The organism is Novispirillum itersonii subsp. itersonii ATCC 12639 (assembly GCF_000381985.1).
Taxonomy (GTDB): domain Bacteria; phylum Pseudomonadota; class Alphaproteobacteria; order Rhodospirillales; family Rhodospirillaceae; genus Novispirillum; species Novispirillum itersonii.
Window position 1 is genome coordinate 375747 of sequence record NZ_KB907337.1, and the last position, 14661, is coordinate 390407.

The window sequence follows — 14661 nt, forward strand, 5'->3', positions numbered from 1 at the left end:
GGTTTTAAAGGCGGCGGGGCGGGCAGAACCGTCCGGTTTGGCTTTGCATTCGCGTATTGGCACCGGTATAGTCCGGCCAACCCGTTTTCCTCCGGCGCTGTTCTGCCGGGGGCTGACTGACCCAGTGGAGATTTCCTGATGTTCATTTCGCCAGCCTATGCTCAGGCCGCTGCTGCCCCGGGTGCCGAAGCCGGTCTCATGCAGTTTGCGCCGCTGGTTCTGATCTTCATCGTCTTCTACTTCCTGCTGATCCGTCCGCAGCAGAAGCGCATGAAGGCCCATAAGGAGATGCTGTCTGCCGTCAACCGGGGTGACCGGATTGTGACCAACGGCGGCATCGTCGGCACCGTGCAGAAGGTCAACGAAGCCGAGAATGAACTGATCGTCGAGATCGCCGAAGGCGTGAAGGTGACCGTGAAGCGCGACATGATCGCCGCCGTCACCTCCAAGACCAAGCCGGTCGCGGCTGAAGCGGCCCCGGCCAATGACACCAAGACCGAAGAAAAGCCGAGCGGCCTGAAGAAGCTGTTCGGCGGCAAGTAAGGCCGGTCTCCGGCCCCTGCCGTCTTTGATGAAAAAGTAAGGTCGTGCCGCTGGCGCGGCCTTCTTTTTTGGTCCATATCTGCAGCATCCCCCATCCGCCTGTTACTCTGGAACTGCCGCTATGAAAAACTCGTCCTCCGGCTTCATGGATATTACCCCGGCAATCCCGGAAGGGCGGCTGGTGGTCAGCGCCTACGGCGACGGGCGCTTCCGCATTTCCGGCACGGTGTGGGAACAGCCGGTGCTTGTCTTTCCCACCCGCACCATCCCGTGGGCGGTCAGCGGATTGGCGGAGGTGACGGAAGACAGTCTGGCCGAGGTTTTTGCCGCCAGCCCGGCGGTGGAGGTGCTGCTGCTCAGCACCGGTGCCAAAATGGCGCTGCCACCCCCGGCCCTGCGGCAGGCCCTGCAGGCGCGTGGGCTGGCTTTTGATGTGATGGATACCGGGGCCGCCTGCCGCACGTACAACGTGCTGGTGGCGGAAGACCGCCGGGTTGCCGTGGCCCTGCTGCCGGTCTGACCGATTCCTCGGTCGTGAGGACGGAAAGGGCGGCCCCGTTGTCCGGGGTCGCCCTTTTTCTGGTCTCTGGCCGGAAAAACCGCCTCTGTTACGACTGCATCGACTTCAGGAATTCCTCGACCCGGCTGTCGAGGCCGCTGGCCTGTCCGGACATGCTGTCGGCGGCATGGCGCACCGTATTGGCGGCAGATTCCGCCTGATCGCTGACCGTCAGCACCGCATCCATATCGCTGGCCATACCGTGGCTGTCTTCTGACGCCTTGGAGACCGAAACCCGGATCTGCTGGGTAAACGTGCTCTGATCGGCGACGGCGGAAGAAATAGCGGTGGTGATCTGCTCCATTTCAGCGATGGTGCCGGCCACCTGTTCAATCACCTGTGCCGCTTCGGAAGAGGCATCCTGCACATCACGGATCAGGGCGCCGATGTCTTCGGTCGCTGTGCTGGTCTGATGGGCCAGCTGCTTGACCTCGTTGGCAACCACGGCGAAGCCTTTGCCGATTTCTCCGGCGCGGGCGGCCTCAATGGTGGCGTTCAGGGCCAGCAGGTTGGTCTGGTTGGCGATGGAGGAAATCAGCCGGGTTGCCTCACCGATCCGGCCCACGGCATCTTCCAGCCCGGTGATCACCATTCCGGCCTCCCGCGCCTGCTGCACGGCCCGTTCCGAAACGGTGGTGGCGTCGTGAACCCGCTGCTCAATACCGTCAATCACCTGCACGAGCTGGGCGGTGGCCGAATGGATGGTCTGCACGTTGTCGATGGTCTGGCGTACCGCCTCAGCCGCCGCGCCGGACCGCTGGCGGACATCGCCGACCGAGGTGCTCATGCCGTGGGCGGCGGTGGCCAGCCGGGCTGCGGCCATCTGGACCACCTGCGCCACTCCCTTGACTTCTTTCTCGAAGTCATCCGCCAGTCTGACGTAAGAGGACACGTCATCCCAGTTGATCATTGCCCCCAGAAAACGGCCGGAGCGGTCGTAGATGGCGCTGGCGGTGCTTTCCACCGTCACATCCCCTTGCCGGAACTTGGCGGCATAGGGCAGAAGATCCGGGGTGCCCAGCCGGTCAGGCACAATCGCCGGATTGTCGAGGAAGACACTGACCGGCTGGCCGACGATCTCCTCCGCCGGGCAGCGGATATGTTCCTGCATCCGCTTCAGCAGAGAGATTGCGGCCTCGTTGGCATAGGTGATGGTCTGGCCCTGCGGGTCGCACAGCATGACACGGGCGGGCTGTACCTCCACCATCTGGCGCAGGCGATAGGCTTCTGAAACCGATGCCTTCAGGGTGCCCAGCGCCCGGGCCATGCTGCCGATTTCATCGCGCCGCCCCATGCCGGGGACGTGAATGGCATCGTCCCCCTCTGCCAGATCAAGCAGCGCGCCGCTGATCGCATTGATCGGGCGATAGATGGAATGGGCAATCGCCATCGACAGAACGGCAATCAGCACCGCGACGGCAAGGGCGCCGACCAGCATGATTTTTTTGGTCACCGCCCGCCCGGTCTCTGCGTCAGCCTCAGCCTCAGCGGCATGGGTCCCCGCCGTGGTGATGGCACTGTCGGCGGTGCCGGTCAGGGTTTTCAGGGTCTGCTGAAGCCCGGTCAGGGCGGCCTTCCGCTGATTGACCGCGTCGGTATAGCTTTTCAGCGCTTTGGAATACCGGGTGATCTCACCGGACAGCGCCGTTTTGGTTTCCTGCCCGAACGAAAAGCCAAAAATCTGGAAGTCGAGCTCGTTGGCGGTCTTTTTCAGCTTGCCGAGGCTGTCATCATCCGGGGTCAGCAGAAACTGCTGCTCAAACCGCTTCAGCCGCTGTAACACGCCCATCAGGCTGCCGATATTCGGCCATTGTGAGAATTCCGTCTCGATTGCCGCCACCGGCTTTGAAAGATCAGCGCGGATGCCGCTGTCCGCCGTCAGGCCAACCGCAAGCGACCGGTCGGCATAGGCGGTGAAGGCGGCCTCTGACTGATCAAGCATTGCCTGCATCTGCTGCAGGGCTTCTGTCATGCCGGACGCGGCGGAATCACTCTGGGTATACGAGACTGCACGGTTGACATCGGTGCGGGCGATGGCCAGTTCTTCGGCGAAGTCTTTGCGGGCCTGATCGGGGGCCTGTTCAAACCGTGTCACCGCCAGTTCCATGCCGACGATGTGGCGCTGTGCCTCCCGCGTGGCGGTGGCGAGCGAGGCCATCACGGCACTGCGGGTGCGTAAGGAATCCTGCGCCGCATCGCTGATGAAATGTACCGCACCACCGCCGAGCAGGCCCAGCATACCCAGGCCGAAAATAAGATAAATGCGGACCGCGATCGGAAAGCGGGCCCAGAACGACTGGGAGCCGCCATCGCGGGGCGGACGGGTACGGGCGGGAGGGGATGCCTGCATCGTCATAATCCAAAAGTCTAGCCCAACCGTCCGCCCTCTCCCCCCCAGGGAGACGGACTGACAGCAGACCCGACCGGATTACCCCCGTTCGCCCCTGATCCGCTGCTGACGGCGGGCGCAGAGTATGCGTTCGCGCCTGTGCGGAATGGTTAATCTTCCGTGAAACCTGCCGACAACTTGCGAAGTGGTCTAAACAGACTGTCGGATCATCAATCTGTGGTCGTAATGACCGCAGCGGCGACAGGCCGTGAACCGGGGGCGAACCCTTCAGTCTGCTAATGTTTTCAGGCGGTCGATCAGGGCCGGGATCATTGCCGGGGTAACGCCGTTCAGCAGATCGTGACCGACGATGCGCAGGTTGGGCCCGACGGAGCAATAGCCGAGACAGGGGCCGTTTTCGATCCTGACCCGGTGATCCAGCCCGGCGGCAGTCACGGCACTGCGCAGGGCGGCAAGGGTGTCAGCCGCCCCTTTACGATGGCAGCAGTCGGCATATTGCGAATAGCGGTTCGTCTGGCACGACAGAATGCGGATCACTGCCTTATTTTCTGACATTTTTTGCCCCATGGTCTGGCCACCGTCCGCCGGGATGGCCCAATAAGGTTTCCCCCGGCGGAGTTTACCCTGTAGCATCCCCCTCAAGCAGTAGAAAAGACTGCGCAATTGCAGAAGGCAGCGTGATGACCGAGATCCCGACAGTTCCACCCCCTGACGGGCCGAAAACCCCGATCGTCCGTATTACGTTGGGGGCCCGGCTGAAGGCCTATCTGTTTGCGGGTATGCTGGTGACGGCCCCGGTCGCCGTGACCCTGTATATTGCCTGGAATCTGATCAGCTTTGTTGATGAGAAGGTCGGCAGCGTGCTGCCGCACGGCTATTCCCCCAACGATTACCTGCCGTTTTCGGTGCCCGGCGTCGGGCTGCTGGTGCTGCTGGTTTTTCTGGTGCTGGTGGGGATGCTGGCAGCCGGGTTCCTCGGTCGTTTCGTGATCGGCCTGAGTGAATCTATCTTAGCCAGAATGCCGGTGGTCCGCAGTATTTACGCGGCGGTGAAACAGATTTTCGAAACCGTCCTGAAATCTCAGTCCAACGCGTTCCGGCAGGTGGTTCTGGTGCAGTTTCCCCACCCAGGGGCCTGGACGCTGGGGCTGATTTCCGGCTCCACGCAGGGCGAAGTGGCGGAAAAACTGGGGCAGGGGCATCATGGCGGCGCAGCGCTGCTGACCGTTTTTGTGCCGACCACCCCCAACCCGACCAGCGGTTATATCCTGTTTGTCCGCGAAACGGATCTGATCCCGCTGGAGATGTCCGTCGATGACGGGCTGAAGTTTATCGTCTCCGGGGGGATCGTAACCCCGGCGGTGCGTGAAAAAATCGCTGAGTATGAAAAGAACGCGGTCCCCTGAGATTTTCCCCGATCCCGGGCTGCGTCTGGGCCGCCGGCTTAGCCGGAACGCAGGGTTTTGACCGCGGCATCCCGTTCAAACAGGTACAGCAGGGTGCGCAGGGCCGGGCCCCGCGCCCCGCTGAGGTCGGGGTCGCGCAGGCAGATCAGGCGGGCATCATCCCGCGCTGTCGCCAGCAGCTCGCCATGCACGGTCAGGTCGGCGACCCGGAATTCCGGCAGGCCACTCTGACGGGTGCCCAGCACCTCGCCACCGCCGCGCAGGCGCAGATCTTCTTCTGCAATCAGAAAGCCGTCCTCGCTCTGGCGCATGATCTCCAGCCGTGCCTTGCCGGTTTCCGACAGCGGGCCACCGTACAGCAGCAGGCAGGTTGATGCCTTGTCACCGCGCCCGATCCGGCCCCGCAGCTGATGCAGCTGGGCCAGCCCGAACCGTTCGGCGTGCTCAATCACCATCACCGTCGCTGCCGGAACGTTCACCCCGACCTCGATCACCGTTGTCGCCACCAGCACATCAAGACCATCGCTGGAAAACGCCGCCATCACCGCATCTTTTTCGGCGGCTTTCATTTTACCGTGCACCAGCCCGATGCGCGGGCCGTACAGATCCTGCAGGGCGGCGTGACGTTCCTCGGCGGCGGCAAGATCGCTGGTCTCACTCTCTTCGACCAGCGGACACACCCAGTACACCTTGGCCCCGGACGCCACCGCCCGGCCAACCCCGGCCATCACTTCTTCCAGCCGGGACAGCGAGACCAGCCGGGTATCCACCGGTTTCCGGCCCGGCGGCTTTTCGTCCAGCTTGGAAACATCCATGTCACCATACTGGGTCAGGGTCAGGGTGCGCGGGATCGGGGTTGCCGTCATCACCAGCACATCGGTCATCCGCCCTTTGGCGGTCAGCTCCAGCCGCTGCTGAACCCCGAAGCGGTGCTGTTCATCAATCACCGCCAGCCCGAGGTCGCGGAACTGCACGTCACTCTGGAACAGGGCATGGGTGCCGACCAGAATGTCAATCTCACCGGCGGCAAGGGCCGCCAGCAGGGCCGCACGGGGCTTGCCTTTGTCGCGTCCGGTCAGCACCGCCAGCCGGATACCGATCGTTTCGGCCAGAGGCTGCAACGTTTCGGCATGCTGACGGGCAAGAATTTCTGTGGGTGCCATCAGGGCGGCCTGACTGCCGCATTCCACCGCATTCAGCATCGCCATCAGGGCAACGACAGTCTTTCCGCTGCCGACATCCCCCTGTACCAGCCGCAGCATCCGTTGCGGCGTCTGCATGTCGGCATAGATTTCCTCAAGGGAGCGCGTCTGTGCCCCGGTCAGGGAAAACGGCAGGGCCGCCGCTGCGGCTTTGCGCAGGCGGCCATCCCCGGCGAAGCTGCGGCCTGAGATTGCCCGGTTGGCATTGCGCACCAGCAGCAACGCAAGCTGGTTGGCCAGCAGCTCGTCATAGGCCAGACGCTGCCGGGCCGGGGTCAGGGCCGACAGATCATCTTCACTGGCCGGGCTGTGTACGGTGCGCAGGGCTTCTGCCCAGCCCGGCCAGTTCTGGCGTGCCTGATAGGCCGGGTCGAGCCATTCCGGCAGGTCAGGCACCCGGGCCAGAGCTGAGCGGGCACACTTGGCCGCCACCTTGCCGACGATCCCCGCCGTCAGGGGATAGACCGGCTCAACCGTCTGGATTTCCGCCCGTTTCGCCGGGCTGACCACATGGTCGGGATGGGGCATCTGCCGTTCGTTGCCGAAAATTTCCACCCGCCCGGAAATCACCACCGTGGCCCCCAGTGGCAACGTGCGTTCCAGCCAGTCGGCGCGGGGGTGAAAATAGGTCAGGGTGATAAAACCGCTGTGGTCGCGGCAGCGGACCCGGTACGGGCTGCGGCTGCGTGGCGGCGGTGGATAATGGGCATCCACCTGCACTGTCAGGGTGGCGATTTTGCCGTCCGGTGCCTCAGCCACCGAAGGGGCATAGCGGCGGTCGATCAACCCGACCGGCAGATGCCACAGGGCGTCGGCCACATGATCGCCCCCGACCAGCCGGGCATACAGCGGGGCCAGCCGCTTCCCCAGTCCGGGCAGGCTTTCAAGGGGGGAGAACAGGGGATAGAGGCTTTCCGGGCGCATGGTTCCGTTCGGGGCTTTCCTGAAAGGTCGGAACGCTTTATACCAGCATCAGGAAAAAATGGAACAAATGCAGGACGAAATTCCATGGCCGATCAGACCCACGCCCCGCTGGACCTCTCCACCCTGCCGGAACGCCGTAAGCGGCTGCTGTACCGCAGCACCCACCGCGGCATGAAGGAAGCGGACGTGCTGCTGGGCGGCTTTGCCAGCGCCCACATCGGCACCCTGAGCGATGATCAGATCGACCGGCTGGAAACCCTGCTGGATGAGCTGGATGTCGATATCATGGACTGGGTGATCGGCAAGCGGCCGGTCCCGCCGCAGTTTGACACCGATGTTTACCGGATGATTCTGGCATTTAAGCCCTACGCTGACTGAGGCCGGGCCCGGCCTCCGGCTTTCTGATCTTCTTACGCTGTGCAGACCGCTGCTTTTCTGACGAGGACTCCCCGTGTCCGCTGACCAGACATTCCGTTTCGCCTCGCTTCTGCCCGCCCGCCTGCCTGCGGCCCTTGCCCACGGGCCACAGCGCCTTTCTCTTGGCGGGGTGCCGGAAGGCTTTGATGCCCTGCTGCTGGCGGCATTGCATCAGGATGGTCTGGCGGCGGATCTGCTGCACATCTGCCGCGACGATGTGCGGCTGGCGACATTGGCGGCGGCCCTGCGGGCGCTGCTGCCCGGCGCGGCGATACTGGAATTTCCGGCGTGGGACTGCGTGCCCTATGACCGGGCCTCGCCCAGTGTTGAAATCGTCGGGCGGCGGGTGGATACCCTGACCCGGCTGGCCGGGCCACGCCCGAAGGGCGAGGAGGGGCGGCGGATCATTCTGACCACCGTCGCCGCCATCACCCAGCGCGTGCCCCGGCGCGAGGTGTTCAACGGTGCGGTCTTCCGTATCATTGCCGGAAAAGACCTGAACATGGATGCCCTGATGGGCTATCTGGTCAGGAACGGGTATGTCCGGTCAGAACAGGTGATGGAACCCGGCGAGTACGCCGTGCGCGGCGGCATTGTCGATCTGTTTCCGCCGGGGGGAGAGGAGCCGTTCCGCCTCGACTTTTTCGGGGATGAAGTCGACAGTATCCGCACATTCGACCCGCTGTCGCAGCGCACCACCGGCACGGTGAAGGAACTGCTGCTGAAGCCGATGTCAGAAGTGATTCTGACTGAAGACAGCATTTCCCGCTTCCGCACCCAGTACCGCGAACTGTTCGGGGCGGTCTCGCGGAAGGATATGCTCTACGAAGCGGTCAGCGAAGGCCGCAAGATGCAGGGCATGGAACACTGGCTGCCGCTGTTTCATTCCGGGCTGGATACCCTGTTCGCCTATCTGCCCGATGCCGTCATCACGCTGGACCATCAGGCGGAAGAGGCATGGCAGTCGCGTATCGAGCTGATCCGCGAATACTTTGATGCCCGTATCCAGCTTGAGCAGCAGGGGATTGAGGAAGACGGGCAGATCTATCATCCGGTGCAGCCTGAACGCCTGTATCTGACCCCGGAGGAATACGCCCGTCTGCTGGCTGCCCGGCCGGGGGCGGTGTTTTCGCCCTTTGCCGCCCCTGATGTCGGCAGTACGGCGCAGGAAGCCGCAGGCCGGGCCGGCCGTGATTTCGCCGATGTCCGGGCCCGGACCGGCGAGAATGTGTATGATGCCGTCCGCCAGTTTGTGGTGGCCGAGCAGGGCCGGGGCCAGAGGGTGATCCTGACCTCGGTTTCGCTGGGGTCGCGGGACCGCGTCAGCGGCGTCCTGCGGGATCACGGCACCCCGGGCCTGCTGGCGGTCGATAGCTGGCAGGATGCCTTCAGCCAGCCAGCCGGGACCGTGCCGGTTGTGGTCGCGGGCATGGATCACGGGTTTATCTGCCCCGGCCTGACGGTGCTGACAGAGCAGGATATCCTCGGTGACCGCCTGTCGCGCCCGGCGCGGAAAAAGCGTAAGGCCGACAAGTTCATTCAGGATGCCTCGGCACTGGCGCCCGGTGATCTGGTGGTCCACGTTGAGCACGGCATCGGGCGCTATGACGGTCTTGAAACGCTGGATATCGCCGGGGCGCCGCATGACTGCCTGAAGGTGATCTACGACGGCGACGACAAGCTGTTCGTGCCGGTGGAAAATATCGAGGTCCTGTCCCGCTACGGCAGTGAAACCGCCGGTGTACAGCTTGACCGGCTGGGCAGCCCGGCATGGCAGGCACGGAAGGCCCGCCTGAAAGAGCGCATCCGCGATATGGCGGAAAAGCTGATTCAGGTTGCCGCCCTGCGCCAGCTGAAACAGGCCCCGGCGCTGCTGACCCCGGAAGGGCTGTATGATGAGTTCTGCGCCCGCTTCCCTTACACCGAGACCGAAGACCAGCTGAAGGCCATTGCCGATACGCTGGAAGATATGACCAAGGGCCGCCCGATGGACCGGCTGGTCTGCGGGGATGTCGGGTTCGGTAAAACCGAGGTTGCCCTGCGGGCTGCCTTTGTCGCTGCCATGAGCGGGGTACAGGTTGCGGTGGTGGTGCCGACCACCCTGCTGGCGCGCCAGCATTATCTTAATTTCTGCCAGCGCTTTCAGGGGATGCCGCTGCGCATCGCCCAGCTTTCGCGGCTGGTCAGCCCCAAAGAGGCCGGGCTGGTCAAGGCCGAGCTGGAAAAGGGGACCATCGACATTGTTGTCGGCACCCATGCCCTGTTCGCCAAATCGATCAAGTTTAAATCCCTCGGCCTGCTGATCGTGGACGAGGAACAGCACTTCGGGGTCGCCCATAAAGAACACCTGAAGCAGCTGAAATCGGATGTGCATGTCCTGACCCTGTCGGCAACGCCGATTCCGCGCACGCTGCAACTGGCGCTGACCGGGGTGCGGGAGCTGTCAATCATCGCCACCCCGCCGGTGGACCGTCTGGCGGTGCGTACCTTTGTCCTGCCCTTTGACGGTGTGGTGATCCGCGAGGCGATCCTGCGTGAACGGTACCGGGGTGGCCAGTGTTTCTATGTCTGCCCGCGTCTGTCCGATATTGACGGGGTGGTCGAGCGGCTCCAGCGGCTGGTGCCGGAGATCCGGACCGTTGTCGCCCACGGTCAGATGACCCCAACCCAGCTTGAAGACGTGATGCAGGCCTTCGCCGAAGGTGAGTACGATATTCTGCTGGCGACAAACATCATTGAAAGCGGCCTTGATATGCCGCGGGTGAACACCATCATCATCCACCGCGCCGATATGTTCGGCCTGTCACAGCTGTATCAGCTGCGGGGCCGGGTCGGGCGGGGCAAGCAGCGCGGCTATGCCTATCTCACCCTGCCGCCGGGCCGGGCGATGACCCCGGCGGCGGAAAAGCGCCTGACCGTGATGCAGACCCTCGACACGCTGGGGGCTGGGTTCAATCTGGCGTCGCATGACCTCGACATCCGTGGGGCAGGCAACCTGCTGGGCGATGAACAGTCAGGGCACATCAAGGAAGTGGGGATCGAACTCTATCAGCACCTGCTGGAAGAGGCGGTGGCCTCGGTCCGCAACGGTGACGGGGCCAGGGAGAGCACGGAAGGCTGGTCGCCGCAGATCAGTCTGGGGATGCCGGTGCTGATCCCGGAAAGCTACGTCAAGGATCTGGGGGTCCGTCTGGGGCTGTACCGCCGCATTGCCGACCTGACCGAATATACCGAAACCGAATCTTTCGCCGCCGAACTGATTGACCGGTTTGGCAAGCTGCCTGAAGAGGTGAACAACCTGTTGCAGGTGGTCGCCATCAAGAACCTGTGCCGCACCGCCAATGTTGAACGCCTTGACAGCGGCCCGAAAGGCGCGGTGCTGACCCTGCGCGACAATAAGTTCCCCAATCCCATCGGGTTGGTCCGCTTCATCAGCCAGAACGTTGCTCTGGTCAAAGTCCGGCCTGACCACAAGATTGTCTATATGCGCAACTGGACCAATCCGGCAGACCGGCTGTCCGGTGCCAGACGCCTGCTGGAACAGCTGGCCCAGCTGGCGCAGGAAACAGCCTGAACGGAACCGCCCGGATCCTATAGAAAGGATCCGGGCGGTTGATGTGGGGGAAAGGGGCCGGATCCTATAGAAAGGATCCGAGCAGTTGATGTACCCGAAAGGGGATAGGGCGTTTATTCTGCTGCCGGTGACGACAGCGGGGTCAACGGTGCATTTTCCAGCGCCAGATCAATCATCCGCAGCAGAACATCGGTATCCTGCGCTCCGGCGATGCCATAGGCCCCGTTGAAAATAAAGCAGGGCACACCGTTGATGCTCATGCGGTGGGTCTGGCTGTTTTCCGTCAGAACGTCCTCGCGATACTCCGCATCCGGGCGATCGCTGAAAAAATCTTCGCCGGGAAGGCCCTGTTCATCGGCAATCCTGCGGAGAACCGCCGTGTCACCGATATTTTTGCCTTCGATAAAATAAGCCCGGAACAGCCGCTCCACCATTGCGCTGGCTTTCCCGTAGCTGGCGGCAAAGCTGACCAGCCGGTGGGAATCGACGGTATTGGGGGTGATGCTGATCGCATTGAAATCAAAGTCGATGCCTTCACTGACCCCGATATCCCGCAGGGTTGACAGCATACGGTCGACCCGGGTCGGGCCGCCGAATTTGCGGTCAAGATAGACCTGCCGGGAGATCCCCTCCGCCGGGGCATCGGGATTGAGAAGAAAGGGCCGCCAGACCAGATCAGCACTGACGGACGGGCGCAGCGCCAGGGCTTTTTCCAGCCTTCTCTTGCCGATAAAGCACCACGGGCACACCGTATCGAAGATCACCTCGATCCGCATGGGTTTCCTCCCTTCCTGCCGGGCCGTCCGCCCGCTGGGATCACCAGGGGGCCAGTCCTTCCCCGACCACCGCTGCCGCGCGGGCCAGCAGACTTTCCGGGGTATCCCCGGCGACCACCTCGGCAGCATTGACGAATGGCCAGACCGTCACCACCCGGTATACATCCTTCGCGGCGAATTCCGTATTGGAAATCACCCCGGCGATGCGGTGCATCACCACCTGCGCTTCCGACAGCGGGGTGTCGGGCAGGACAACGGCAAAGCGCGACCCACCGAGCGAGGCCACCATATCCTCGGCCCGTACCAGCAGGGTCAGCCACTGACCGATCTGCGAAATCAGGCTGCGTTCGCTTTCCTCGCCAAATTCATGGCGGATGGATTCGACCCCGGCAAATGCAAACTCAATCACCGAAAAGCGGCGGACCCGCGTTTCCGCACCGCTCAGCCGGGCCGTCAGACACAGATCGAGAAACGGCAGGGAATAGACGCCGGGGATCACCGGATCAACCGTTGCCGGGGTCAGCTGGCTGCCAAGGCTACGGCGCAGGGCCCAGCGCAGGCGCTGACGGCGCACCAGAACGCGCAGGGTAAACCGCAGCTCGGTGATTCCCGCATCGGCCCGCAGGGCAGAGCTGGCCCCCATCGACATCGCGGTGGCCAGATCATCTGCTGATCCGTCGCCGCTGATAAATACCACCGGCAGATTGAACAGCCGGACATTGCGGCGGACCTGCAGGCAGAGATCAAGGTATGGCTGCGGGTTGCCTGCCGGGGCCATCACCGCGGCATCAAACAGCCGCTCGTCCATCAGCCGCTGGGCCTCGACCAGATCGGCGGCCACCATCACCTGCGCATCGACGATCGCCTGCGTTACGGTTTCCGCCGTCCCTTCCGGGCCGATCACGAGGATTGAAGGCGGGGTTGCGGTCTCGGCTGCGTCCGGGGCCTCAGGCGACAGGTTCTCGGCATCCATCACCGCCCGGCGGGCCAGATATTCCGTCCGCATGGTCGCCACCCGGGCCAGAGGCCGCAGGCGGGCCAGCACCAGATCGGGGTGGACCGGCCAGATCACAGCGTCATCAATGCCCAGATCCAGCAGACTGTCGCCGGTCTGCTCCAGCGGTTCCGCCGACAGATAAAACAGCGGCAGGCCTTTGGTGGCCGGGCTGCTCTTCAGGCGTGCAGCCAGATCCTTCTGGTGTTCTCCCTTCAGGTCCGGTCCGATGATCAGCACATCCGGGGCATGGCTGATGATCAGCGCATCCACCTCGGCCCCGGTGTCGGTATGGGTGCAGGTGTATCCCTGCGCTGACAGGGTCCGGCTCAGGGTTTCAGCGGCCCGGGAATCTCCGATAACGATCAGGGCTTTGGCCAGATGGATCATAATGAAGCGGTCTCCCCCCGGGTATGCGCTTTGCCGGTATCGGCCTTTTTGTGACAGGGTGCAGTCTGTTCCGGTCAGAATAACCGTTCACAGACGTCTTGAACAGAAGCCCTGCCGGTTTTGTGGGTCAGCCCCGTTCAAATCTGGCGACCAGCTCAAGGTGCGGTGACCAGACGAACTGATCGACCGGCACCACCTGCATCAGCCGGAAACCACCGTCACACAGGGTACGGGCATCCCGGGCGAAGGTGGCAGGACTACAGGAGACCATCACCACCCGGCGCACGCTGGCCCCGGCAGGCTCGGCCAGTGCCCGGCACTGGGCATCAGCCCCGGCGCGCGGCGGGTCGAGAACCACGGTGGTGACATCTTTCAGCTCTTTGCCTTCAACCGGATCACGGAAAAGGTCGCGGACGGTTGCGGTCAACGGGCGCTTCAGGGCCTTGGCAGCCCGCGACAGGGCGGCAATGGCGGTGCTTTCGCTGTCAAATCCCCTGACGGTCCGCCCGTCGCCTGCCAGCGGCAGGGCAAAGGTGCCAAGACCGCAGAACAGATCCAGCAGCGGGCCTTCGGTGCCGGTCAGGGCGGCGCGGACAGCGGCAAGCAGGGCATCGGCCCCGGCGCGGCTGGGCTGCAGGAACATCTGCGGCGGCAGGTCAACCGACGCACCGTCAAAACGGACCAGCGGCGCGCGCGGGGTCAGCAGCGGATGATAGACCCCGTCGATCTGTGCCCCGATGCGGGCGGCGGCATGGGCTTCCGCCCACAGGCCGATCTGTTCCAGAGCCTCCAGCCCCGGATAGTCCGGCAGATCAAGACAGAGATCAGCGCCACTGTCGGTCAGGGTGACGGACAGATCCCCCATGCTGCCGACCGGGGCAACGGCGGCGACCAGCCCCCGCAGGGCAGGCAGCAGGGCCGACAGCGGGGCTTCCAGCAGCAGGCAGGTCTGCAGATCGGTGATCTGGTGTGAGGCACGCTGATTATAGCCCAGAACCACCCGGTCCCGCAGACGGCGCCAGGCGAAGGTGGCGCGCTGGCGGGTTCCGGCACCGATGCGGATCACCGGCTCCACCACGGCGGGGTCGAGGCCACGCGCCCGCAGGGTCTGGCGCAGAATGTCACGCTTCCAGTCCGCTTCCGCCGCCGGGGCGTAATGTTGCAGGCTGCATCCGCCACAGGCGCTGTAATGGGGGCAGGGCGGTTCAACCCGCTCGGCTGAAGCGGTTTCCACCGCGATCAGCTCGGCGGCCAGCCCGTCGCCCTTTTTGCCGCTGGCGCGGACAGTAACGGTCTCTCCCGGCAGAGCCCCGGCGATGAACACCGGGGTCTCGCCGTGCCGTGCCAGCCCGTCCCCCTGAGCGCCGAGACCGCTGACCGTCAGGGTCATCGGCGCTTTCGGCAGGGCCGTCTTTGCCTTCTGGGGCTTTCCTGCCGGGCGGGAACCGGGGTGGCGGCGCTGGGACATGCTGTGGACTCTGATCAGAAGAAAAAAGGGGTGGCCTTGGCAATACCGGGCCACCCCT

The 14661-nt window shown here is 63.7% G+C and carries 11 protein-coding genes; 5 read left to right on the top strand and 6 right to left on the bottom strand.

Features of this window, described 5'->3' with window-relative positions; translation table 11 throughout:
- Positions 1–138 precede the first annotated feature (138 nt).
- Positions 139–543, top strand: a complete 405-nt coding sequence (yajC, locus tag G365_RS19885; protein ID WP_019643772.1) for a preprotein translocase subunit YajC — start codon at positions 139–141, stop codon at positions 541–543.
- 121 nt (positions 544–664) lie between these two features.
- A complete protein-coding gene (locus G365_RS0101725) occupies positions 665–1063 on the top strand; it encodes an Mth938-like domain-containing protein (protein ID WP_019643773.1) in 399 nt (132 codons plus the stop codon).
- An 88-nt stretch (positions 1064–1151) separates the two neighbouring features.
- On the opposite strand, the gene G365_RS24185 is transcribed toward G365_RS0101725, so the two are convergent.
- Both G365_RS24185 and G365_RS19895 read right to left on the bottom strand, forming a co-directional pair.
- Entirely contained in the window at positions 1152–3452 is a 2301-nt protein-coding gene (locus tag G365_RS24185; protein WP_211217645.1) for a methyl-accepting chemotaxis protein, read from the bottom strand.
- Between the two features lie 267 nt (positions 3453–3719).
- The gene (locus G365_RS19895; RefSeq protein WP_155976082.1) at positions 3720–4007 is read right to left on the bottom strand and encodes a (2Fe-2S) ferredoxin domain-containing protein; all 288 of its coding nucleotides are present in this window, start codon (positions 4005–4007) and stop codon (positions 3720–3722) included.
- Positions 4008–4132: 125 nt separating this feature from the next.
- Between G365_RS19895 and G365_RS0101740 the strand changes: the two genes are divergently transcribed.
- Entirely contained in the window at positions 4133–4858 is a 726-nt protein-coding gene (locus G365_RS0101740; RefSeq protein WP_019643776.1) for a DUF502 domain-containing protein, read from the top strand.
- A 38-nt stretch (positions 4859–4896) separates the two neighbouring features.
- Here the strand turns inward: G365_RS0101740 and recG are convergent, their stop codons facing one another.
- Positions 4897–6984 carry an ATP-dependent DNA helicase RecG gene (gene recG, locus G365_RS0101745; protein WP_019643777.1) on the bottom strand — a complete coding sequence of 696 codons (2088 nt, stop codon included), beginning with the start codon at positions 6982–6984 and terminating at the stop codon, positions 4897–4899.
- 84 nt (positions 6985–7068) lie between these two features.
- Here recG and G365_RS0101750 point away from each other — a divergent pair, with 84 nt between their 5' ends.
- Both G365_RS0101750 and mfd read left to right on the top strand, forming a co-directional pair.
- Entirely contained in the window at positions 7069–7362 is a 294-nt protein-coding gene (locus G365_RS0101750) for a succinate dehydrogenase assembly factor 2 (RefSeq protein WP_019643778.1), read from the top strand.
- A gap of 73 nt (positions 7363–7435) precedes the next feature.
- A complete protein-coding gene (mfd, locus tag G365_RS0101755) occupies positions 7436–10975 on the top strand; it encodes a transcription-repair coupling factor (protein ID WP_019643779.1) in 3540 nt (1179 codons plus the stop codon).
- A 113-nt stretch (positions 10976–11088) separates the two neighbouring features.
- On the opposite strand, the gene G365_RS0101760 is transcribed toward mfd, so the two are convergent.
- From G365_RS0101760 to G365_RS0101770, 3 genes are all read right to left on the bottom strand, one after another.
- A complete protein-coding gene (locus G365_RS0101760; RefSeq protein ID WP_019643780.1) occupies positions 11089–11751 on the bottom strand; it encodes a DsbA family oxidoreductase in 663 nt (220 codons plus the stop codon).
- A gap of 40 nt (positions 11752–11791) precedes the next feature.
- Complete coding sequence (locus tag G365_RS19900; protein WP_019643781.1) at positions 11792–13135, bottom strand: diguanylate cyclase domain-containing protein; 1344 nt, start codon at positions 13133–13135, stop codon at positions 11792–11794.
- Positions 13136–13262: 127 nt separating this feature from the next.
- Positions 13263–14603: a class I SAM-dependent RNA methyltransferase gene (locus tag G365_RS0101770; RefSeq protein ID WP_019643782.1), complete on the bottom strand. Its 1341-nt coding sequence runs from the start codon at positions 14601–14603 to the stop codon at positions 13263–13265.
- Positions 14604–14661: the final 58 nt, after the last annotated feature.

Bases quoted from the DNA above. Each gene is read 5' to 3' on its own strand.
- yajC (WP_019643772.1), top strand. From the start codon at position 139: ATGTTCATTTCGCCAGCCTATGCTCAGGCCGCTGCTGCCCCGGGTGCC.
- G365_RS19895 (WP_155976082.1), bottom strand. From the start codon at position 4,007: ATGTCAGAAAATAAGGCAGTGATCCGCATTCTGTCGTGCCAGACGAAC.
- G365_RS0101725 (WP_019643773.1), top strand. From the start codon at position 665: ATGAAAAACTCGTCCTCCGGCTTCATGGATATTACCCCGGCAATCCCG.
- G365_RS0101750 (WP_019643778.1), top strand. From the start codon at position 7,069: ATGGCCGATCAGACCCACGCCCCGCTGGACCTCTCCACCCTGCCGGAA.
- G365_RS19900 (WP_019643781.1), bottom strand. From the start codon at position 13,135: ATGATCCATCTGGCCAAAGCCCTGATCGTTATCGGAGATTCCCGGGCC.
- G365_RS0101740 (WP_019643776.1), top strand. From the start codon at position 4,133: ATGACCGAGATCCCGACAGTTCCACCCCCTGACGGGCCGAAAACCCCG.
- G365_RS0101760 (WP_019643780.1), bottom strand. From the start codon at position 11,751: ATGCGGATCGAGGTGATCTTCGATACGGTGTGCCCGTGGTGCTTTATC.
- recG (WP_019643777.1), bottom strand. From the start codon at position 6,984: ATGCGCCCGGAAAGCCTCTATCCCCTGTTCTCCCCCCTTGAAAGCCTG.
- G365_RS0101770 (WP_019643782.1), bottom strand. From the start codon at position 14,603: ATGTCCCAGCGCCGCCACCCCGGTTCCCGCCCGGCAGGAAAGCCCCAG.
- G365_RS24185 (WP_211217645.1), bottom strand. From the start codon at position 3,452: ATGCAGGCATCCCCTCCCGCCCGTACCCGTCCGCCCCGCGATGGCGGC.